We start from the raw sequence: 18,720 nt of genomic DNA, 5'->3' as shown, positions 1-18,720 counted from the left end.
GTGGATAAGTTTGAGGAACTCAAGGCCGAAGCGAAGAGCCTTGTGGACGCATTCAACCAGGGCACGGCCACGGACGAGCAGAAGTCCCGGCTCGTGGCCATCGGCGACGAGCTCAAGACCGCCAAGACCCAGATGGACTCCGCGAAGTCCGCCCAGGACCTCCTGGACGCCCTGAACTCCGGGGTGACCGAGGGTGAGGGAACCACGTACTCGCGTGGCCCCGCCGTGAAGTCCCTGGGCGAGGCGTTCCTGTCCAAGGCCGGCGATCTCGGGGCCCTGGCCCGCCGCATCAAGTCCGGCGGTGTGGAGGCCCCCGAGTTCAAGGCCGCGAACACGGCGCACACGCTGGAGGGCCTGGCGTTCGAGACAGTGACTCAGCAGGTCATCGAGGAGGTCCGGCCCACCCCCACGGTGGCTAACCTCATGACCAACGCGGCCATGTCGAACCCTGTGCTGAAGTACTTCCGGCAGGTGCCCGGCTCCACCGAGGGCGCCCCGGCGATCACCCCGGAGGGCACGGAGAAGCCCTACGTGCACTACAAGTTCGAGCAGGTCACCGCGGGTCTCTCCAAGATCGCAGGCGTCACCGACGTGACCACGGAGATGACCGAGGACGCGCCGTTCCTGGTGTCCCTCATCAACTCCTTCCTGGTCCGTGACCTCATCCTCGAGGAGGAGGCGCAGATCCTCAACGGGGACGGCGCAGGCGACAACTTCGACGGCCTCTACCACATGTCCGGCGTGCTGAACGTGCAGGGCGACGCGGGCACGAACCTGGTGGACGCGATCTACCGGTCCACGACCGCGATCCGCACCCAGTCGAAGCTGGTGCCGACCGGGCTGGTGATCCACCCGATCGACTACGAGAACGCCCGCCTGGACAAGGACGGCAACGGCCAGTACATGGGCGGCGGCCCGTTCTACGCCCCGTACGGCAACGGCACCCTGCAGTTCGCCCCGTCCCTGTGGGGGCTGCAGACCGTGGTCACCCCGAACGCGAAGCAGGGCACCCCGCTGGTGGGCGACTTCCGGCAGGCCGCGATTCTCCGCAAGGGCGGCATCGTGGTGGCCGCCTCGGACCAGCACGACCGGAACTTCACCCAGAACAAGGTGACGTTCCGCGCCGAGGAGCGTGCCGGCCTGATGGTGCAGCGCCCCGCGGCGTTCGCGAAGGTGTCCGTCAAGGCCGCCTGACCACCCGGTGTCATCCGCACGGCCGCGTGACCATAACTAGGGTCACGCGGCCGTGCGACACCCCGACCCAAGGAGCTCCCATGCACCCCTACGAACTTCCGCTCGGCCAGAACGAGGTCACCGTGTCCGTGGACCTCTCCGACCGTGATGCGCAGGCGCTCGGGCTCAAGGCCCGCACCCCCGAGAACAAGGCCCGCACCCCCGAGAACAAGGCCGTGACCGTGGACCACGAGGAACGCACCGTGGAGATCACCGACGACGAGGCCGCCCCCGAGGCCGCTCGGCGCCGTCCTGGACACAAGCCCCGCGGCGGCAAGTGATGAAGTACCCACGGATGACCGCCGCCACCGTGGACCCGGCCGAGGCCGCCGAGCAGGCCGTGCGCCGCTACTGCGGGTGGCACGTCGCCCCGACCATCGAGGAGACGTTCCGGCTCGACGGGCACGGCTCGTCCGTGGTGAAGCTCCCGACGCTCGCCTTGGACGAAGTCCTTGACGTGCAGGTGGCCGGCCGGCCGGTGGCGCTGGACCGGGTGCAGTGGTCCACGAACGGGCTGCTGCGACTCCCCGCCCCCGCACCCCGGGAGTTCGGCGCCGTGGTGGTCACCGTGCGGCACGGCTTCGAGGACGCCACGGACATCGGCGCGCTCGTCGCCGGCATCCGGGACCGGTCCACGAACATGCCCGCCGGGGTGACCCGCAAGCAGATCGGGGACGTGTCCGTCTCCTACGGGGGCCTCGATGAGCGTGGCGTGCGCCTGTTCGCCTCGGAACGCGAGGCGCTGGCGCCGTACCGGTTGGAGGGCACCCCGTGATCCTCCTCCCGAACGCGACCGCCGTGATCCTGCGGCCCCGGGTGGTCAACGACATGGGCAGCGAGTTCGTGGACTGGGAGCACCCGGAGCGCATCGAGTTCCCCGGCCCCTGCCACGTGCAGGACGGGGCGACCACGGAGACGTTCGAGCGCGCCGACTCGGTCGAGACCGCCTACACCCTGTGGGCGCCGCTGACCCCGGCCGTGAAGCCGAACGACCGGGTCGAGTTCACGTACACCGCTCCCCCGGTCACCGGCACGGTCACCGGCCTGCAGGTCCACGGCCGTCCCCGCGTGATGATCGACCCCGTCGATCCGGACGACTCGTTCCAGCGCGTGGAGCTCACCCGATTGGAGGGCTGATGGCAACGACACGCATGCAGTTCGATCTGAACCCCGAGGGTGTGGCCGAGCTGCTCAAGGATCCCGCGATCGGGGAGCATCTCGAGCAGATGGGCGAGAGCGTCGCCGCCAGCGCTACGGCGGCCGCAGGTGCGTCCGGGTTCGAGGGCGCCGCGTTCAACGTGCGCCGCTTCGTGGGTCGTGACCGGCAGCGGGTGCACATCGCCGCGCAGAACCACGCCGCCTACCAGGCGGAGGTCAAGGCCCGTGCGCTGACCCGCGCCCGCGGGGGCGCCCGGTGATCCCCCCGGCCCGGCGTCGTGCGCTCACGGAGGCCGTGTTCGTGGAGGCCCTCACCACCGCGGGGATGACAGCCGGGGTGAAGCGCCCGGCCACGTTCCCGAACAGCCCCGAATTCCTCGTGCTGTTCCTCAACGGCGGTGACCACCAGAACCTCGTCACCGAGACCAGCACCGTCGAGGTGGAGGCGTGGGCCCGCACCAAGACGGCGGCCCTGCAGCTGATGCACAAGGCCACCAACACCCTCGAAGCCGCCTCGTTCACGCGGGGTCTGCGCGAGGTCCAAGAAGAACGCCCACCGGTTGCGCTGGACACCGGCGTCGACGGGTGGTTCCGGTACACCACCGGTGTCACAGCGCAGCAGCGCACCAGATGAAAGGCGACGACATGGAAGACGTCAAGGTCAAGTTCTCCACCCGTTGGAACGACGAGGGCCAGGTCTACGAGCAGGGGAAGTCCTACGAGGTCCCCGCCGCCGTGGCCAGCTCGTTGATCCGCGACGGTCTGGCCGTGGAAGCACCCCGGCAGGCCCAGAAGTCCACACCCACTCCGGCGTCAAAGTCTGACCCGGCCAACAAGGAAGGCGGCAAGTAATGGCGAACGCCACGAACACTGACAACGTCCGGGTCTATGGGTCGCAGTACGACGCGATCTACATCGCGCCCATCGGCACCCCCGACCCGGAGTTCACCTCCGCGGCGGACCTCCTCAAGCCCCTCGGCAAGGACTACACCAACGTCGGCTGGCTGAACGAGGACGGCATCCCCCTGGCCGTCTCCACCGACGTGGAGAAGTTCAAGGCGCACCAGGGCGCGGCCATGGTCCGCTCCAAGGTCACCGCCACCGAGCGGTCCCTGACGATCGGCGCGATCGAGGAGTCCCCGCTCGTGACCGGCATGTTCTTCGACCACGGCGCCCCCACGAAGGTCGGCACCGACCTCGCCCGCGTGGACTTCCCCAAGGGCATCGGGACCGTCGCGAAGAAGGCCATCGTCATCCTCAACGACGGCGACGTGTCCAAGGCCCTGGTGATCTCCCGCTTGGAGATCGGTGAGCGCGAGGACATCTCGCACACCAACTCCGAGCTCACCGGCTACACCATGACCGGCGACATCACCGGCGAGATGTACATGCTCACCAACTCCAAGGCCTACCTGGACGCGGTGCCCGCCGAGCCCGGCGCCTGACCGGACCCCTGAACGTGCTGCCGGTCGTCCTCGTGGTGGGTGGCGGCCGGCAGCACCCCCGCACCACCCACCCACCACACCACACCCGCCACACGAAAGGCTCAGATCATGGCCACCACCGAAACCCCCACCGAGAAGCTCGAGCGCCGCAAGGCCGAGTCCGCCCGCGACGCAAGCCCGAAGAAGCCGCAGGACCACAAGACGAAGAAGGCCTCTCCCGACACGGAGGGCTTCGTCCCCGTCGAGTACGAGGGCGCGACCATCCGGGTGCAGGCCGACCTGGACCCCGCCACGGACTTCGAGCTGCTCGATGCGATCGGGAAGCTCGAGGAAGGCGCGGCGTCTGGCCTCGGGAACCTGGTGCGCATGGTCACCGCCCCGGGCGACTTCCCGGTGCTGATGAACGCGTGCCGCAACGCCCGCGGGAAGGTCGACCCCGAGACCCTGGCCGGGTTCATCCCCGTGGCCCTGGAAGCTGGTGGCCTGGGAAACTCCTGACCCTGGCCCGGCTGGCGGAGGAGATCCCCGCGGAGATCAGCGGTGACTTCCGCCAGTTCTACGGGCTGAACTTCCGTCAGCTCATGGCGACCCGCGAGATGCCAGCCCGCGAGGTCGCTGAGCTCCTCCTGCAACTCCCCCAGGGGTGCCGGGTGTCCCGGGCGGTGGGCGGCGCTTGGGCGTGGACCGATGAGGTCATCGCCCAGCTGTCCCACTCGCACCTGGTCCGTCAGATCTGGTGGGTGCACACGGGCAAGAAGGGTTCCGCGCCCGAGGCTCCGAAGCCGCCCAAGGGGTGGCTGGTGGAGCAGCAGGAGAAAGCCAAGGCCGCGTCCGACTGGAAGAAGCGCGCCGAGGCGTGGCGGCGAGACAACGCGGCCGCGCTCGTGGCGCAGCAAACCGAATAGAGCAGAACGGCAGGAGGGGCGAGCACACGCGTGTTCGCCCTTCCTGCGTCATACCCGGAGGTGGTGCAGGTGGCGAATCTCGGAACCCTGTACGTGGCCATCGTTCCCACTACCAAGGGCATCAGCGGCCAGATCTACAAGGAGATGGCCCCGGAGGTCACCAAGGCCACCGAGAAGGCTGGCCGGCTGGCGGGGCAGTCCCTGTCCAAGGAGATCAGCGGGGCACTGGGTGGGCTGAGCAGCGCCACTCGCACGCTCGGGTCGGACCTGTCCAAGGCCATGGCCCCAGCGGTGTCCGCGGTGTCCCGCTTCACGGACGGGTTCCGCAACGCGGAGGCCGCGGCGTCGTCGTTCACCGGGAAGATGGGCGCGGCTGGCGGGGCGGCCCGCAAGGTCGCTGACCACGCCCTGACCATGGGCAACAACTTCCGTGCCGGGTTCAGCGACGCGAAGGCGGCCGCCTCCTCGTTCACCGGGTACGTGGGCATCGTCGGCGGCGCCGTGCGTAAGGTCGCAGACGCCGCATCCCTGCCCGGCAAGAACCTCGTCGCAGGCTTCAATGACGCGAAGGCCGCGGGGTCCTCGTTCACCGGCACCATGGGCACGGTCGGAGGTGTGGTCCGCAAGGTCGCGGACACGGCAGCCCTGCCCGGCCGCAACCTCGTGGCCGGGTTCCGGGACGCGTCCGCAGCGTCGTCCTCGTTCACCGGGACGCTCGGCACCATCGGCGGCGCCGTGCGGCGGGTCTCGGACAGCGCCCTCGCGGTTGGCCGCTCCACGGTCAGCATGAGCCGCAACGTTGCGGCCGGGGTGTCCTCGGCCATGTCCGGCGTGTCCACCGTCGTGGGCGGCGTCCGGTCCTCGTTCTCCACCTTCGGGTCTTCGGTGTCCCAGGCCTTCGCGCCCATCTCCACGCGCATCCAGACCGTGGGCTCCCAGATCACGAACCTCGGCGGCGCCGCGGTTACCACGGGTGCCACGGTCGTGGGCGCAGTGGGGGCGATTGCCGCTGCTGGGGGCTTCAACCGTGCCGTGCAGATCGAGCAGGCACAGGCCAAGCTCATCGGCCTGGGGAACTCCACCCAGGACGTCCAGAAGATCATGGAGAACGCCAACGCGGCGGTGAAGGGCACCAGCGCGGCACTGAATGAGTCCGCGACCGTGGCCGCCGCAGCCGTGGCGTCCGGCGTGGCACCCGGCGAAGACCTCGAGCGCGTGCTCCGCACGATCAACGACACAGCTGGCATCGCGGGAATCTCCATGCAGGACGCCGGCACGATCTTCAACTCCGTGCTCGCCCGCGGCAAGCTCCAGGGCGACGACCTGCTCCAGCTGTCCTCCCGCGGCGTGCCCGTTCTGAAGTTCCTCTCGGACCAACTGGGTGTGACCACCCAGGACGTCTCCAAGATGGTCGAGAAGGGCAAGATCGACTTCGACACCTTCGAGTCCGCCATGCACGCCGGAGTGGGCGGATCCGCGATCGCCATGGGCAAGACCACCTCTGGTGCTCTGTCGAACCTGTCCACGGCCATCAGCCGTTTCGGGGCGAACGTCATTACCCCGTTCATGCCGATCATCCAGAACCTGGCACTTGGCCTCACCGATGCGTTCGACGGCCTGGGCAAGGTGGTCAAGCCCGTCTCGGCCGCTGTTGCCGGCGCCCTGATTGCCATGGTGCAGCCCGGCAGCCTCGTTGCCAATGCCTTCCAGGTGATCAGCGACAAGGCGGCTTCCTTCCGCGACACGGTCGCTGGCGTGGTCGGCGCGATCCCTGCACCGGCCCTCGCCGGGATCGCGGGCGTCCTGGGGCTGCTCGGCGCGAAGTTCGCCGTGGCGTCCGTGGCGGCCTCGCCCCTGGTGGCCGTGATCACGAACCTTGCCTCGAAGTTCGGCCCCCTGGGCGGGATCATCACGGGCGTCGGTGGTGCCTTGCGCGTCTTGACCGGGCCTGTGGGGCTGATCATCACCATTGTCGGGGCGGCGATCGCGTCGTCTTCCGAACTCCAGGGCACCCTGGGGGCGCTGGCTACGACAGTGATGGGTCTCGTTGCGCAGGTCGCAGGTCAGCTCGCGCCCGTGTTCACCATGATCGCTCAGACCGTCCTACCGCTGCTGGTGGGCCTGTTCCAGCTGGTCGTGCAGACCGTGGCGCAGCTGCTCGTGGCGATCTTGCCGCTGGTGTCCACCCTGCTGACCCAGCTGGTCCCGGTGATCGTGCAGCTCATCACGACCCTGCTGCCCCCGCTCGTGCAGATCTTCGGGTTCGTGGTCCAGGTCGTGGGCGCACTGCTCACCGCGATCATGCCACTGATCACGACCTTGCTGTCCCTGCTCATCCCTGTGCTGCAGTTCGTGGTGACCGTCGTCGCCGCCCTGGCGTCCGGGATCCTCACCCTGATCGGTGGGGCCATCACCTGGCTGACCACGGTCGCGGTGCCCGCCATGGGCCTCGCCCTGCAGGCGGTCGGCGGGTTCTTCACCTGGCTGTGGACCGGTGTGGTGCAGCCCGTGTGGGCGTGGATCCAGGGCGCGATCAGCAACGTGATCACCTGGATCGCCACGATCGTGGTGCCCTGGGTGCAGGGTGCGATGGCGAACCTTGGCACCGCATTCACCTGGCTGTACGTGAACATCGTGCAGCCGATCTGGAACGGCATCAAGGTCGTCATCGTCGGTGTGATCGCCGTGCTCATGACCATCTGGCAAGGCCTCGTGTGGTTCGTGCGCAACGTCCTGGCGCCCCTGTGGGACTGGCTGTACCGAGTGGTCATCGCCCCGGCCTGGAATGGCATCAAGAACGTCATCAGCGCCGTGTGGAACTGGATCCGCGACAACGTCCTGACCCCGCTGATCAACTTCGTGCGCGGGCCTGTCACGAACGCATGGCTCTGGATTCGCAACGTGGTCGCTCAGGTGTGGAGCAACATGAAGGCCGGGATCGCGATCATCTGGGGCTGGATCCGCGACAACGTCCTGACCCCGCTGATCAACTTCGTGCGCGGCCCGCTCACGAACGCGTGGAACTGGCTGCGGAACCTCGTGGCCCAGGTGTGGGGTGCCATTCGCGGCGCCATCTCCGGCGCGTGGAACTGGATCCGCGACGTCGTTCTCTCCCCGTTGATCAATTTCATCCGGGGGGCCCTGGGCAACGCGTGGAACTGGCTGCGCGACAGGGTCACCGCGGTGTGGGACGGCATCCGCAACACGGTCTCCAACACCTGGAACACGGTCAGGAACAACATCCTGCAGCCGATGATCAACTTCCTGCGCACCAACGTGGTCAACGCGTGGAACGCGGCCAAGGACGGCATCAAGGGAGCGTGGGACAAGGTCAAGTCCATCGTGGACAAGCCGGTCGACTTCGTGATCAACACCGTCATCAACGGTGGGTTCATCAAGAACTTCAACAAGGTCGCGAGCAAGTTCGGCATCGATACGATCGACGAGATCCACTACAAGGGTCTCGCCCGTGGTGGTGTGGTCCCCGGCTACCAGCGGCGCAAGGTGGACGACCACCTCGCCCCGGTGGCTGGCGGCGGTGTGCAGCCGCTACGTGGTGGTGAGGGCATCCTCGTCCCCGAGGCGACCCGTGCGCTCGGGCCCTCGTGGATCCACGGGATGAACGCGGCCGCGAACACCGGCGGCGTAACAGGCGCCCAGTCGTGGCTGGACCAGCACAAGCCGTCCATTGAGACGTTCCCGAAGGGCAACGACAAGCGGTTCGCCATGGGCCCCCCGGGCGGCCCGTCTGGTGGGCTGTGGTCCTCGAACCAGGCCCGCGCCTCGCAGCTGGGCTACTTCAACGTGCCCCGCGGTTCGATCAGCGGCGTCTCGTTCGAGTCCGCGGCGAAGGCCTGGATGGGCCGCTCTGCGCTGGACATTCGCATGGGCTCCGGTGGGCCCGGTGTGCAATCCATCTCTGGCGGAGGTGGTGGCCCATGGGGCTACGCCACCTCAGACGGCCGGATCACGATCACCCCCGGCGGCCCGGCCTCCGTGGGACCGCAGGCCGTGCGCGCCACCCTGATCCACGAGATCGGGCACGTGCTGTCCCTGAACCACCCGCCGGGCGGGTACGGGGCCACGGGCACGATCATGTCCGCGGGTATGTCCGGCGGCTACTGGCCCTCAAACCTGGACTACTCGAAGCTCGTGGAGATCTACGGCGCACCCGGAAAGGGAGTCAAGAAGTACGACGATCCGGGCGGGGGCGGCGGGGGTATCCTCTCCGGCCTGCTGGACCTGATCGGGTTCGACAAGCTGCTCGAGAAGATCCCCGGCGGCGGGTTCGCCAAGGACCTCATGGTCGGGGCAGCGAAGAAGGCCTGGGAAGGGTTCAAGTCCTGGGCCGCGTCGATGATCAACCCGTTCGACGGCGGCGACTCCGAGGTCGCGAGCGGGCAGTCCGCCGAGAACTGGCGGGACACCGTGATCGCCGCGCTCAAGCGTGCCGGTCTGCCCTCCACGAAGCCCTACCAGGACGCGTGGGTCAAGCAGATCGCCACCGAGTCCGGCGGTGACCCGAACGCAGTGCAGGGCGCCATCGGGGACGTGAACAACGTCTCCGGGGACCTCGCAAAGGGTCTCGTTCAGGTCATCGGCAGCACGTTCGCGGCGAACCGTGACCCTTCCCTGCCGAACAACCAGCTGGACCCGCTCGCCAACCTCGTCGCCGGCATGCGCTACGCCAAGGGCCGGTACGGCGTCGAGGGGATGCTGGGCGCCATCGGCAAGGGCCACGGGTACGCCCGCGGCGGCATCCTACCGGACAACCTCTCCACCCACGTGTTCGACGGCGGCGGGTGGCTGCGGAAGACCACGGACCCGATGCTCGTGCACCACCGCGAGTCCAAGCCGGACGCGGTGCTCACGAACGGGCAGTTCGCGGACTTCCACACCATCGCGGAGTCCGTCCGGGCGGATGGCGCTCGCGGCGTCCTCGAACCGCACTTCCACTTCGAGGGCACCACGGACGACCCCGACCACATCGGCCGGCGGGCGTCCGAGGCGCTCGCGTTCGAACTCATGAGAGCAGGTGTGTGATGCACGAGTACAGCGCCCGCCACGTGACGCTCGCATGGGCGGACCAGGTGCTGCAGCTCTCCAACCGGGAGAACGACCCGGACGAGGAGCACTGGCTGACTAACCTCACCGGCTGGTTCGGCGGGGTCGGAGTCAGCGGAGACATGCCGCAGCGCACGCTGGGTCACGGCTTGTTCCCGCGCACCGCGTTGCGCACCGGCCGTGACCTGACCCTCTCCGGGTCCCTGTTCTTCCGGAAGGAGCAGTGGCGGGACCTCGCGGACCGGTACGTGTCCGGGATCCTCTGGGACGGGCAGTTTGGGACGCTCACCTACACGGTGGACGGTCTCGAGCTGTCCACCCGGGTGCGCCTGGACGGGGAGGTCAAGCACGCGACCAAGGGGTTCGAGTGGATCGATTTCGAGGTGCCGCTGACGGCCCCGGACCCGTTCCTGTATGCCCCGCCGGTCACCGCCCAGGTGTCCCCGCCTGGTGCGGGTGTGGGGTTCTCCTGGGCCAACGGCGTGTTCCCTGGCGGCGGCGTGGAGTGGCGGGAGGGCCGCAATACGGCGGCGCGGATTGTGAACGAGGGCAACGCGGACGCCTACCCGACCGTGACCGTGCGCGGGTCCTGGCCGAACGGGTTCAGGCTCACGGACGGCCGCCACTCGGTCGAGTATCCGCACGCAGTGTTCGACCAGTCCCCGGTGACCGTGGACATGCGCGCCGGGTCCGTCACGGTGCGCGGCGCGGACCAGACGCACCGGCTCACGCGCCGGCAGTGGTTCACGGTGCCGCCGCGGGGCGCGCTGACCGTGCGCGCCGAGCAGTTCGCCCCGTCCACCGGGTGGGCGGACATCACCCTTCACTCGACCTACATCTAGGAGGACTCATGTCCACCGCTTGGGGTATCCCCGACCTGCGCGATGAGAACGGCACAATCATCGATGCCACCACACCGCAGGACATGCAGCTGATCATCGACGCGCAGTACCAGAACGCCGGGATCCTCACCGGCGCGTACATCGGGCTGCGCTCGGACCTGAAGGTCGACGTGTACGACGGCGCCGTGGTCATGAAGTGGAACAACCGCGGCTCGGTGCTGGTGCCGGTGTACCGGCAGACCATCACCCTCGACCCGCCCCCGGCCACCGGGGACGTGACCGTGAGCTTCTACGTGGAGCAGGCGGACACGGCCACCTCGAAGGCGGCCTCGGTGGTGATGACCACGGGCGCGGTCCCGGCGGGCCGGGTGGTGCTGGACAAGATCCTCGTCCCGGCCGGGACCACGAAGACCTCGTCCTGCACCCGCGTGTGGGATCGGCAGTACGCGATGCACTCCCAGTCCACGCAGGGGGTGCTGTCGCGCACGCCGGACTTCGGTGGCGACGTCCGAGCGAAGGGCAAGACGTACACGAAGTGTCAGCAGCGGTTCGTGACCGAGACGGATCGTTGGGTGAACCTGAAGCTGTCCGTGACCGCTGGACGTACGAACAGCCGTGGGGAGTCCAGCATCGGCACGATCGCGGCGTCTATGGCGTCTCTGCGGTACGAGATCTACCTGGACGACCAGCTCGTACGGACGTTCGAGGTGGGGATCGACCGCCGGTGGCAGACGGTGCAGCTGGAGACGCTGGAGCGCGTCAAGGCCGGGTCGCACACGGCGCACATTGTCTCGCGGTGGGAGTACGACGGGGACACGAGCACCAACACGTACTGGGTGGTGCGGGGTGACGTGTCCCGTAAGTACAACGGGGACGCGCTCACGGTCCACGATGCCGGGGTGCGGGCATGAGCTGGCAGGTGAACCTCGTGGAGACCGTCACCGGGCAGGTCGGCCGCGCCCTGTCCCCGGAGTCCGGGTCGTGGGCGATCGAGCTGAACAAGGCCGACTCGGGGTCCGTGAAGGTCTCCAAGGACGACGTCGCGGACATCGACCGGCGCCGTCTGTCCCCGTGGTGGGCCTCGGTCCTGTTCTCCTACATCACCCCGGACGGGCGGATCATCCCCATCTGCGGAGGGCCCATCATCTCCTGGCCGTCCGAGGACCAGGACAGCCTCACCCTGGACTGGCGGGGTATACGCGAGGTGTTCACCCGCCGGCACCTCGAGAAGGACTACACGCTACGCGGCCTGTCGCTGGGCACCATCGCATGGGAGGTCGTCAAGGCCGGGATGGACCGGCCCTCCGGGGGCCTGCCGATCGCGCACGGCTCCCCGTACGAGTCGAAGTCCACCCTGAACGAGCGCACCTACGAGGCGTGGAACCTCGCGAACAACAACTGCGAGAAGCGGCTCACGGAGCTCACCAACGTGATCAACGGCCCGGACATGATGTTCCGGCCCGAGTGGGCCGACGACGACATGACCCGGGTGCGATGGCAGTTCGTGCACGGCACCTCGTGGGACCCAACCATCACCCAGGACACCACCATGGTGTGGGACACCACCGCCGCGGGCACCCACGTCACCAACCCCTCCGTCACCTCGGATGGCTCCAAGATCGTCACCCGCGTGTTCGGCACCGGCGCCGGGGAGGGCGCGAAGGTCACCCGAACCCAGGCCGAGTCCCTAGCACTAGTGAAGGAGGGCTGGCCGCCGCTGGAGACCGTGATCTCCGACCAGGATCAGGCCAAACCCGAGCCGATCCGCCAGAAGTGCCTGGGCGAGCTCGCGGACTCCCGGCGGATGGTGGACCAGCTCTCGGTCTCGGTGTACGCCGCACACGAGGCGTCCCCGTGGGGCACCTGGCACGTCGGCGACACGGTAACCGTGGTCCTCACCGACGACTGGTGGTCCATCCCCGGCGGCGAGCACCAGATGGACATCATCAAGGTCAGCGGGGACCTCACCGACATGGTGAAGGTCGAGCTGCAGCAGGGCCAGTGGTACACCCCGGCCGATCTGATCTAGGAGGCCCACATGCCGCAACGGCAGAACCTCAAGCCCGCGCTCGCGGACACGCTGCGCTCGCTTCGCAACGACGTCCAGTCCGGCGCCACCGTCCCGCACGGGGTGAAAACCGTTCAGCCGGGGGAGGGCCTGCAGCTGGTGCCCCCGGAGGGCGGGGCGGAGATCTTCTGGGACTGGGAGACCGCGAACTCCGTGGAGCAGCGCATCCAGGACGGCACGGCGCTGATCGACCAGACCCGGGCCACTCTCGCGCAGACCGAGCAGGAGCTGCAGTCCGCGCAGGACCGGATCGGGCGGGTCGCGGCCGGGGAGATCGAGAAGATCGACGGGCACATCATCATCAACGGCACCGTGGACCTGCCCGCGCTGAACGTCACCGGGGAGCTCTCCACGGCGATCGTGAAGGCCCTGGACGTGGAGGGCCGCCGCGGCATCTTCACGGAGGGCCTCACCGCCCAGGACTCCACCCTGCTGGGCACCACGGTCGCGGAGGTCATCAACGCGGGCACGGTCGCCACCCGGATCATGACCTCGGGCCTGCTGCAGACCTCCACAGCCGCAAACCGGGGAGTCAAGGTCGACAACAACGGGATCAGGGCCTGGGACGATGCGGGCCGCCATACCGTGAATCTCAACGGCAAGGCCAACTACATCACTGGGACGTTCGCCACCGCGGAGAAGGAGCAGCGGGTGGAGATCAAGTCGGGCGGGTCCGTGGCGGCCGCTGACTTCTACGGGTCCGGGAATACGGTGGACCACCTCGGTGTGTGGCACCAAGCCGACCAGGGCAACGCGACCGCCTCACGGATCATCTCTCAGAACGGCCTCACGCGGATTCGGGAGAACCCAGGCATGATTATGTGGCCCCTCCGTGGTGACTTCGGCTTTACGGGCCGGTGGGCGCGCAATACGGATACGGTGAAAATGTTTTCTCTCGTGAATTACAGCGGCCTACCAGGCGGGGCGTGGATGGACCTAAAATTCACCTATGCCACCCCGTTCCCCACCCTGTACTCGGAGCGGATACCGGTCATGTCCGTGGAGTCCCGATCTGGCGCGGAGTGCACCATCAACACCCGCACCAATGACGCGGACAGCATCTCGTTTCGGGTGGTGAACAAGTCCACCAACCCCACCGATGTGCTGTACGTGCGCGGGTTCACGTTCAACTTCAACACAGTCACCTACTCCACCACCTATTAGGAGAAACCATGGGCAATTGGGAAGCATTGAATGGTGGAGCCGTCGAGATCACCGCAACGGGCCTTTACATCGAAGGCGAGTTCCTCGAAGACAAGATTAAGGACAATGCACATGAATGAGCTCACCCCGCAGGACTACCAGCGGATCATCGCCACCTTGAACGCGCAGAAGGCCGCCGCCGAACTCGCCGCCTTGGAGTGGCAGGTCCGCGCCGAGAACGCCACAACCGCGCTCGCCTCGCAGACCACCACCGAGGAAGCCACCTCGTGAGCGCGTTCATCCCGTCCCACAAGCCCCGCGCAGGGGCTTTTTTCATGCCCAGGAGGTGCCATGCCTGACCGTCTCTCCCGCCACGCGGACGGGTTCTACGGGGGCCTGCTGATGATCCTCGGCGTCTACTACCTCGGCATGGCCTACTCATGGGCCGTCACCCCCTCCGAATCCCGTGTCGCGGGTATCTCCTGGTTGGCGATCCCCGACTGGGCGGTGCACCCCCTCACTATCGCCGTGCTTTGGGCGGTCGCCGGCGTCGTCTGCGTGATCGGCGGGGCGTTCTCCCGCAACCGGGCCGCCGAACTCACCGCCGGACTCGCGGCGGTACTCATCCCCTTCATCATCGGTGCGTTCTTCGCGTCCGCATGGGTGCTCACCGGCTACGGCAAAGCCGACGCCCCCACAGGGCTGACCACAGCCTGGTCCTACTGGCTGCCTGCGGTGATCGCCGGGTGGGGGATGATCCGCGCACCCCGCCACGTGACCGTCCACATCGGGGGTGCCCATGGTGATTGACCCCGGCACCGTCCTCCCCGCCCTTATCGGCGCGGCCGCCACCGTGATCGGTGCGCTGCTCTTGTGGCTGTCAAAGCGCTCCGACAAGGCCACCCAGACCCTCGACCTCGCGCTGAAGAACCTCGGGGAACGGGTCGCGGAGCAGGACGCAAAGATCACCCGGCTCACCGAACGGCTCGACGCGTCCGAGAAGGACCGCCGCCAGCAGGCTGTGCAGATCCGTGACCTCCAGGACCGGGAGCGGGACCGTGAGGAGCTGCTCGCGGACTACCGGGCGCACACCCTCGCATGGGAACTGTTCACGGAAACCGGCAGTGTCCCGCCCCCGCCCGTGTACTCGTGGCGGATCCGAGCGGACCTCGAACAGACGAAGAAGGAGGCCGGGTCCTGATGGTTACCTATTGCACCTCTCAACAGCAGGCTGACGCGGAGATGGCGGAGTGGTTGAAGACCGCCCCGGGCACGTCGATGCCGAACAACTACGGCAACCAGTGCAGTGCGGCGATGCAGCACTACTCGGTGGCGTTGTTCGGGCGGCCGTGGGACCAGACCTTGGGGTACGGCAACGCGATCGACCACATCACCAACGCCTCCGAGGCGTACTTCGTGAAGGTGTGGAACGACCCGAACAACCCGAACCAGCTGCCCCGACCCGGTGACATCGCCGTGTACAAGGGTGCCGCCCCCCTGTGGGGTGGGGTGTACTACGGGCACACGGGTGCAGTGGAGTCGTTCACCGCGTACCAGCAGACCCTGGTGCAGCAGGACGGCGCGGCCCAACCTGCCCAGCTGTTCCCGGACGGCAACTACTACTCGGTGAAGCCCGCGCACAAGGGCACGTTCCGGTACGTGGGCGACCCGTTCGTCGGGGACATCCGCGGCTGGTTGCGGCCCCGGTGGCAGAAAGTCGTGTACTCGGGTGCGGACAAGCGCGGGTACGGGTCCACGACAGCGGTCACGAACCCTGGGACCACCACGGGGAAACCCCAGGCGCCGGTGGTCACCGCTGATCTCTGGATGCCGGGTGCGACCCGGTCCCCGCAGCCCGGTGCCGTGAACCTGAACACGCGGCTCCCGCGTCGTGCGGCGTGGCACATCACCTCCGACGTGGACCCAGGCAAGGTCCAGCCGTCGTTCTCGGGGGTGGCCACCTACTTGAAGAACGCCGGGTACTGCCCACACCTGATGTGGGACCCGTTCACCGGGCACGTGGAGCAGTTCTACCTAGCCAACGTCGGCGCCCGCGCCCTGAAGGCGTGGAACGAGGACGGTGCGCGGCACATCCAGATCGAGGTGCTGTTCTCCCGTGGTGCGTACCGCGACGGGAAGCAGTACTGGGAGCTCAAAGACACCCCGCTCAAGGGGTTCGCGCAGATCATCCAGTGGCTGGACTCCCACGGCATCCCCCGCACCTGGCCCATGGGCCCCACACCACCGATCGGCACCGCAGGGCGCCGTGACGTCGGAGTGTGGAACTCCGGGGCCGGGCACTACGGGCACTCCCAGGTCCCGGACAACGACCACACCGACCCGGGCCTGTTCCCGTCGATCACCGAGATACCGGTTGCGACGGGTAAGGGCACGGCCACCGCGACAACTGCAGGTGATGACCTGCTGGAAGGACTACTGAGCATGGACCAGGCAACGTTCGACCGCGAGAAGAAGAAGCCGGGCACCCCGGCGTGGCATCTGGCCAATGGCCGGGACCACGCCGCGGGCCTCACGGCCGCAGTGAAGGCCCTCACCGCGCTCGTGAAGGGCATCCCCGCGTCCGTGCTGCAGGCGAAGGTCACCCGCAAGGGCGCCGGGTCCGAGGGCACCGTGACGCAAGCGGAGGCCCTGGCCTACGAGAAGGCCAACTGGTCCCAGGACCGGGCCAACCAGCAGAAGATCATCGAGCAGCAGGCGCAGATCATCGCGCTGCTCACCGAGAAGAAGGCGGCATGACATGGCTGTGACCATCGAACCCACGGGCAACAAGGCCGGCCGGGTGACCCTGGCGACGTCGTTGGCGTCGCTGGTGCCTCCGCTGTTCGCGGTGGTGGTGGTGATCGCCTGCTACCTGGTGGGGATCCTCTCGGCGGAAGCTGCGGCGACGTGTGTCCTGGCGGTCCTGGCGACCGCTGGGCTGACCACGGGTGCTGTGTTCACCACGGGCAAGAAGACCCCGACTGATCAGGTGCGGACTGTGTCGGAGGTGGTGACGGTGCCGCAGCAGGCCCCCGCACCGGAGGCTGTGGCGGTCCCGGAGGGCACCGGGGGGCACCGCGCCGCAGCGGGCTCGACCGCAGCCGAGACCACGGAGGCCGTGCCTGACCTGGCCCCCGTGGTCACCGAGACCACCGTCGAGGTGCCCTGACTCCAGACAGCGAAGCGCCCCCGCACCGTGATGGTGCGGGGGCGCTTTCGTCATGCGCGGAGCGGGTTACGGAGTCGAGGGCCCGGCCACGTCCGGTGTCGCCCCCGGGTCGTATGCCGGCGCCCCGTGAGCGTCGATCCCGTACTCCATGTAGCAGTACTGGATCGCCCCCGACGTGGCCGTGTTGATGTCCAGCGCCTGGCACTTGGCGATCTCCTCGTCCTGGGTGGCCGCAGACTTCTCTTCGGTCTCGGACTGCCCGCCGCCGTAGTTCTTCGGGTCCATCGGGTCCACTCCGTGGGCCCAATCCCCCAGCTGGTTCGCGGCGCAGTAGTCGATGACCTTCTGCTGCAGGGCATCGGTGTGCGGCATGGAGGAGCTCCACACGTCGGAGATGCACTGCCCGCCGGTCTGGAAGAACTGCTGCACCTCGTCGTCGCCCGCGGGCTCCTGGGTGGGTGCGGCTTCTGCGGCGGACGCCGTGTTGGTCGGCTCCGGGGCCGGGTCGCTCGTGGCGGCCTCGGTGGGGGTCGCGGACTTCGTGGGGCTGGGTGATGCACTCGCGGTGCTCACGGACGGGCTGGCCGTCTCCTTCGGTTCGTCCCCGCCACCGCACCCGGTGAGGGTGAGCGCGGTGAGTGTGAGGACGGCGGCTAGAGCTGGTGCGCGGCGGATCATGGGTCTCTCCTGGGGCTAGGCGGCGGTCAGTTCCCGGACGAGCTTGCGGCCCTTCCCCGGATCCTGGATGGACTTCGTCTCGATGGCCCCGGACGGCGTGACGGTGAGAATGTCCACCCGGAAGTGGTGGTCCTTGGGCACGAGAGCCAGCAGCAGGAGCACCACGAGCCACAGGCCGAGGGAGATCACGATGAGCGTGAGGTGCAGGACGAGCCCCAGTGTGCTGCCCGCCATGCGGGACCAGACCCCGGGCGGGAGGGCGCCGTACTGAATCCAGGCCGTGTGCGGCTCGCGCCGGAGAACGGTCGCGGTGCCCTTGGTGTGGGTGGTCTTGTCCGCGACGGCCGCGGTGAGCAGCTCGGTACGCTCTTCGTCCGTGAGGGCCAGCTCGGGGGCGCTGGGTTTCTTCGCCATGGGGTCTCCTGGGGTGGGTGTGCCGTCACTCTATCGACGGCTCTCGGGGGGTGCTCGGGGGGTGGGAGTTGTTACACTCCATCCGTTTGAGTCTAGCTGAGTTCTAATGCTCCCAACTGGAATCAGCAAGAATCTCCCGTTTCCCCTAGTCAGAGCGGGAAACGCGGGGTGTGGTGGACAGGTGGGCCTGTGAGCCGGGTTCTGTGCCGCGGCCGGTTGCCCGCACCGCGGTGACGACCATCCATCTAGGCCGTGCGTTGCCGCACGGCTCGAGCAGCCTACCCGGACGCTCGGGCGAGCAGCCCTCGAACGCGCCCTGCGTGGCCTTGCTCCGGACGGGGTTTACCGAGCCGCACCGGTCACCCGGCGCGCTGGTGGTCTCTTACACCACCTTTTCACCCTGACCCGCTCGCGGCGGGCGGTCTGTTTTCTGTGGCACTGTCCTGCGGGTTGCCCCGAGTGGGTGTTACCCACCGTCCTGCTCTGCGGAGCCCGGACTTTCCTCGAGACGCCGTCGCGAACGACGACGCCGCGCGGTCGCCCGGCCCACCTGTCCGCCCCGATCCTACCGCGCTCGCGCTCGGCCGCTCGATGCGGTCCC

General features: G+C 68.1%; 22 protein-coding genes and 1 other RNA gene. 20 read left to right on the top strand and 3 right to left on the bottom strand.

Going from position 1 to position 18,720, the window contains the following annotated elements:
* From C1C97_RS00540 to C1C97_RS00450, 20 genes are all read left to right on the top strand, one after another.
* Complete coding sequence (locus tag C1C97_RS00540; protein WP_121029566.1) at positions 1-1,194, top strand: phage major capsid protein; 1,194 nt, start codon at positions 1-3, stop codon at positions 1,192-1,194.
* Between the two features lie 80 nt (positions 1,195-1,274).
* Entirely contained in the window at positions 1,275-1,514 is a 240-nt protein-coding gene (locus C1C97_RS00535; protein WP_121029564.1) for a hypothetical protein, read from the top strand.
* A gap of 14 nt (positions 1,515-1,528) precedes the next feature.
* On the top strand, positions 1,529-2,008 hold the full coding sequence (locus C1C97_RS00530) for a hypothetical protein (protein WP_121029562.1): 480 nt from the start codon (positions 1,529-1,531) through the stop codon (positions 2,006-2,008).
* Positions 2,005-2,370: a hypothetical protein gene (locus C1C97_RS00525; protein WP_121029560.1), complete on the top strand. Its 366-nt coding sequence runs from the start codon at positions 2,005-2,007 to the stop codon at positions 2,368-2,370. Before C1C97_RS00530 ends, C1C97_RS00525 begins: the two co-directional genes overlap by 4 nt.
* Complete coding sequence (locus C1C97_RS00520) at positions 2,370-2,651, top strand: hypothetical protein (RefSeq protein ID WP_147406034.1); 282 nt, start codon at positions 2,370-2,372, stop codon at positions 2,649-2,651. Before C1C97_RS00525 ends, C1C97_RS00520 begins: the two co-directional genes overlap by 1 nt.
* Positions 2,648-3,025 carry a hypothetical protein gene (locus tag C1C97_RS00515; RefSeq protein WP_147406033.1) on the top strand — a complete coding sequence of 126 codons (378 nt, stop codon included), beginning with the start codon at positions 2,648-2,650 and terminating at the stop codon, positions 3,023-3,025. Before C1C97_RS00520 ends, C1C97_RS00515 begins: the two co-directional genes overlap by 4 nt.
* Before the next feature lie 11 nt (positions 3,026-3,036).
* Positions 3,037-3,243 (top strand): hypothetical protein, encoded by a 207-nt coding sequence (locus tag C1C97_RS00510; protein ID WP_121029554.1) that lies wholly within the window; start codon positions 3,037-3,039, stop codon positions 3,241-3,243.
* Positions 3,243-3,836, top strand: coding sequence for a phage tail tube protein (locus C1C97_RS00505; RefSeq protein ID WP_121029552.1), 594 nt, complete (start codon positions 3,243-3,245; stop codon positions 3,834-3,836). The genes C1C97_RS00510 and C1C97_RS00505 overlap by 1 nt, the downstream gene beginning before the upstream one ends.
* A 108-nt stretch (positions 3,837-3,944) precedes the next feature.
* Positions 3,945-4,334 carry a hypothetical protein gene (locus C1C97_RS00500; RefSeq protein ID WP_121029550.1) on the top strand — a complete coding sequence of 130 codons (390 nt, stop codon included), beginning with the start codon at positions 3,945-3,947 and terminating at the stop codon, positions 4,332-4,334.
* 83 nt (positions 4,335-4,417) lie between these two features.
* Positions 4,418-4,741: a hypothetical protein gene (locus C1C97_RS00495; RefSeq protein WP_121029547.1), complete on the top strand. Its 324-nt coding sequence runs from the start codon at positions 4,418-4,420 to the stop codon at positions 4,739-4,741.
* Between the two features lie 69 nt (positions 4,742-4,810).
* Positions 4,811-9,784, top strand: coding sequence for a tape measure protein (locus C1C97_RS00490; protein ID WP_147406032.1), 4,974 nt, complete (start codon positions 4,811-4,813; stop codon positions 9,782-9,784).
* A complete protein-coding gene (locus C1C97_RS00485; RefSeq protein WP_147406031.1) occupies positions 9,784-10,647 on the top strand; it encodes a phage tail family protein in 864 nt (287 codons plus the stop codon). The genes C1C97_RS00490 and C1C97_RS00485 overlap by 1 nt, the downstream gene beginning before the upstream one ends.
* Before the next feature lie 8 nt (positions 10,648-10,655).
* Complete coding sequence (locus C1C97_RS00480; RefSeq protein ID WP_121029541.1) at positions 10,656-11,558, top strand: hypothetical protein; 903 nt, start codon at positions 10,656-10,658, stop codon at positions 11,556-11,558.
* Positions 11,555-12,676 (top strand): hypothetical protein, encoded by a 1,122-nt coding sequence (locus C1C97_RS00475; protein WP_121029539.1) that lies wholly within the window; start codon positions 11,555-11,557, stop codon positions 12,674-12,676. The genes C1C97_RS00480 and C1C97_RS00475 overlap by 4 nt, the downstream gene beginning before the upstream one ends.
* A 9-nt stretch (positions 12,677-12,685) precedes the next feature.
* Positions 12,686-13,879 (top strand): hypothetical protein, encoded by a 1,194-nt coding sequence (locus C1C97_RS00470; RefSeq protein ID WP_121029537.1) that lies wholly within the window; start codon positions 12,686-12,688, stop codon positions 13,877-13,879.
* Positions 13,880-13,990: 111 nt separating this feature from the next.
* A complete protein-coding gene (locus C1C97_RS12265; protein ID WP_158591111.1) occupies positions 13,991-14,149 on the top strand; it encodes a hypothetical protein in 159 nt (52 codons plus the stop codon).
* Between the two features lie 60 nt (positions 14,150-14,209).
* Positions 14,210-14,668, top strand: a complete 459-nt coding sequence (locus tag C1C97_RS00465) for a hypothetical protein (protein WP_121029535.1) — start codon at positions 14,210-14,212, stop codon at positions 14,666-14,668.
* Complete coding sequence (locus C1C97_RS00460) at positions 14,658-15,059, top strand: hypothetical protein (RefSeq protein WP_121029533.1); 402 nt, start codon at positions 14,658-14,660, stop codon at positions 15,057-15,059. The genes C1C97_RS00465 and C1C97_RS00460 overlap by 11 nt, the downstream gene beginning before the upstream one ends.
* Complete coding sequence (locus tag C1C97_RS00455; RefSeq protein WP_158591110.1) at positions 15,059-16,615, top strand: hypothetical protein; 1,557 nt, start codon at positions 15,059-15,061, stop codon at positions 16,613-16,615. The genes C1C97_RS00460 and C1C97_RS00455 overlap by 1 nt, the downstream gene beginning before the upstream one ends.
* A gap of 1 nt (position 16,616) precedes the next feature.
* Positions 16,617-17,027, top strand: a complete 411-nt coding sequence (locus C1C97_RS00450; protein ID WP_121029529.1) for a hypothetical protein — start codon at positions 16,617-16,619, stop codon at positions 17,025-17,027.
* Between the two features lie 66 nt (positions 17,028-17,093).
* On the opposite strand, the gene C1C97_RS00445 is transcribed toward C1C97_RS00450, so the two are convergent.
* The 3 genes from C1C97_RS00445 to rnpB form a co-directional block, all read right to left on the bottom strand.
* The gene (locus C1C97_RS00445; RefSeq protein WP_121029528.1) at positions 17,094-17,705 is read right to left on the bottom strand and encodes a hypothetical protein; all 612 of its coding nucleotides are present in this window, start codon (positions 17,703-17,705) and stop codon (positions 17,094-17,096) included.
* Positions 17,706-17,720: 15 nt separating this feature from the next.
* Positions 17,721-18,119: a hypothetical protein gene (locus tag C1C97_RS00440; RefSeq protein ID WP_121029526.1), complete on the bottom strand. Its 399-nt coding sequence runs from the start codon at positions 18,117-18,119 to the stop codon at positions 17,721-17,723.
* A 174-nt stretch (positions 18,120-18,293) separates the two neighbouring features.
* Positions 18,294-18,672: RNase P RNA component class A (rnpB, locus tag C1C97_RS00435), an RNA gene on the bottom strand.
* Positions 18,673-18,720 lie beyond the last annotated feature (48 nt).

The organism is Kocuria tytonis, from assembly GCF_003226895.2.
In the GTDB taxonomy this organism is placed as follows: Bacteria; Actinomycetota; Actinomycetes; order Actinomycetales; family Micrococcaceae; genus Kocuria; species Kocuria tytonis.
The sequence above is the reverse complement of the archived record's forward strand: the minus strand, read 5'-3'. Positions and strand labels throughout refer to the sequence as shown.

Bases quoted from the DNA above. Each gene is read 5' to 3' on its own strand.
- C1C97_RS00475 (WP_121029539.1), top strand. From the start codon at position 11,555: ATGAGCTGGCAGGTGAACCTCGTGGAGACCGTCACCGGGCAGGTCGGC.
- C1C97_RS00485 (WP_147406031.1), top strand. From the start codon at position 9,784: ATGCACGAGTACAGCGCCCGCCACGTGACGCTCGCATGGGCGGACCAG.
- C1C97_RS00450 (WP_121029529.1), top strand. From the start codon at position 16,617: ATGGCTGTGACCATCGAACCCACGGGCAACAAGGCCGGCCGGGTGACC.
- C1C97_RS00510 (WP_121029554.1), top strand. From the start codon at position 3,037: ATGGAAGACGTCAAGGTCAAGTTCTCCACCCGTTGGAACGACGAGGGC.
- C1C97_RS00495 (WP_121029547.1), top strand. From the start codon at position 4,418: ATGGCGACCCGCGAGATGCCAGCCCGCGAGGTCGCTGAGCTCCTCCTG.
- C1C97_RS12265 (WP_158591111.1), top strand. From the start codon at position 13,991: ATGAATGAGCTCACCCCGCAGGACTACCAGCGGATCATCGCCACCTTG.
- C1C97_RS00460 (WP_121029533.1), top strand. From the start codon at position 14,658: ATGGTGATTGACCCCGGCACCGTCCTCCCCGCCCTTATCGGCGCGGCC.
- C1C97_RS00505 (WP_121029552.1), top strand. From the start codon at position 3,243: ATGGCGAACGCCACGAACACTGACAACGTCCGGGTCTATGGGTCGCAG.
- C1C97_RS00440 (WP_121029526.1), bottom strand. From the start codon at position 18,119: ATGGCGAAGAAACCCAGCGCCCCCGAGCTGGCCCTCACGGACGAAGAG.
- C1C97_RS00445 (WP_121029528.1), bottom strand. From the start codon at position 17,705: ATGATCCGCCGCGCACCAGCTCTAGCCGCCGTCCTCACACTCACCGCG.
- C1C97_RS00480 (WP_121029541.1), top strand. From the start codon at position 10,656: ATGTCCACCGCTTGGGGTATCCCCGACCTGCGCGATGAGAACGGCACA.
- C1C97_RS00530 (WP_121029562.1), top strand. From the start codon at position 1,529: ATGACCGCCGCCACCGTGGACCCGGCCGAGGCCGCCGAGCAGGCCGTG.
- C1C97_RS00470 (WP_121029537.1), top strand. From the start codon at position 12,686: ATGCCGCAACGGCAGAACCTCAAGCCCGCGCTCGCGGACACGCTGCGC.
- C1C97_RS00535 (WP_121029564.1), top strand. From the start codon at position 1,275: ATGCACCCCTACGAACTTCCGCTCGGCCAGAACGAGGTCACCGTGTCC.
- C1C97_RS00520 (WP_147406034.1), top strand. From the start codon at position 2,370: ATGGCAACGACACGCATGCAGTTCGATCTGAACCCCGAGGGTGTGGCC.
- C1C97_RS00465 (WP_121029535.1), top strand. From the start codon at position 14,210: ATGCCTGACCGTCTCTCCCGCCACGCGGACGGGTTCTACGGGGGCCTG.
- C1C97_RS00455 (WP_158591110.1), top strand. From the start codon at position 15,059: ATGGTTACCTATTGCACCTCTCAACAGCAGGCTGACGCGGAGATGGCG.
- C1C97_RS00500 (WP_121029550.1), top strand. From the start codon at position 3,945: ATGGCCACCACCGAAACCCCCACCGAGAAGCTCGAGCGCCGCAAGGCC.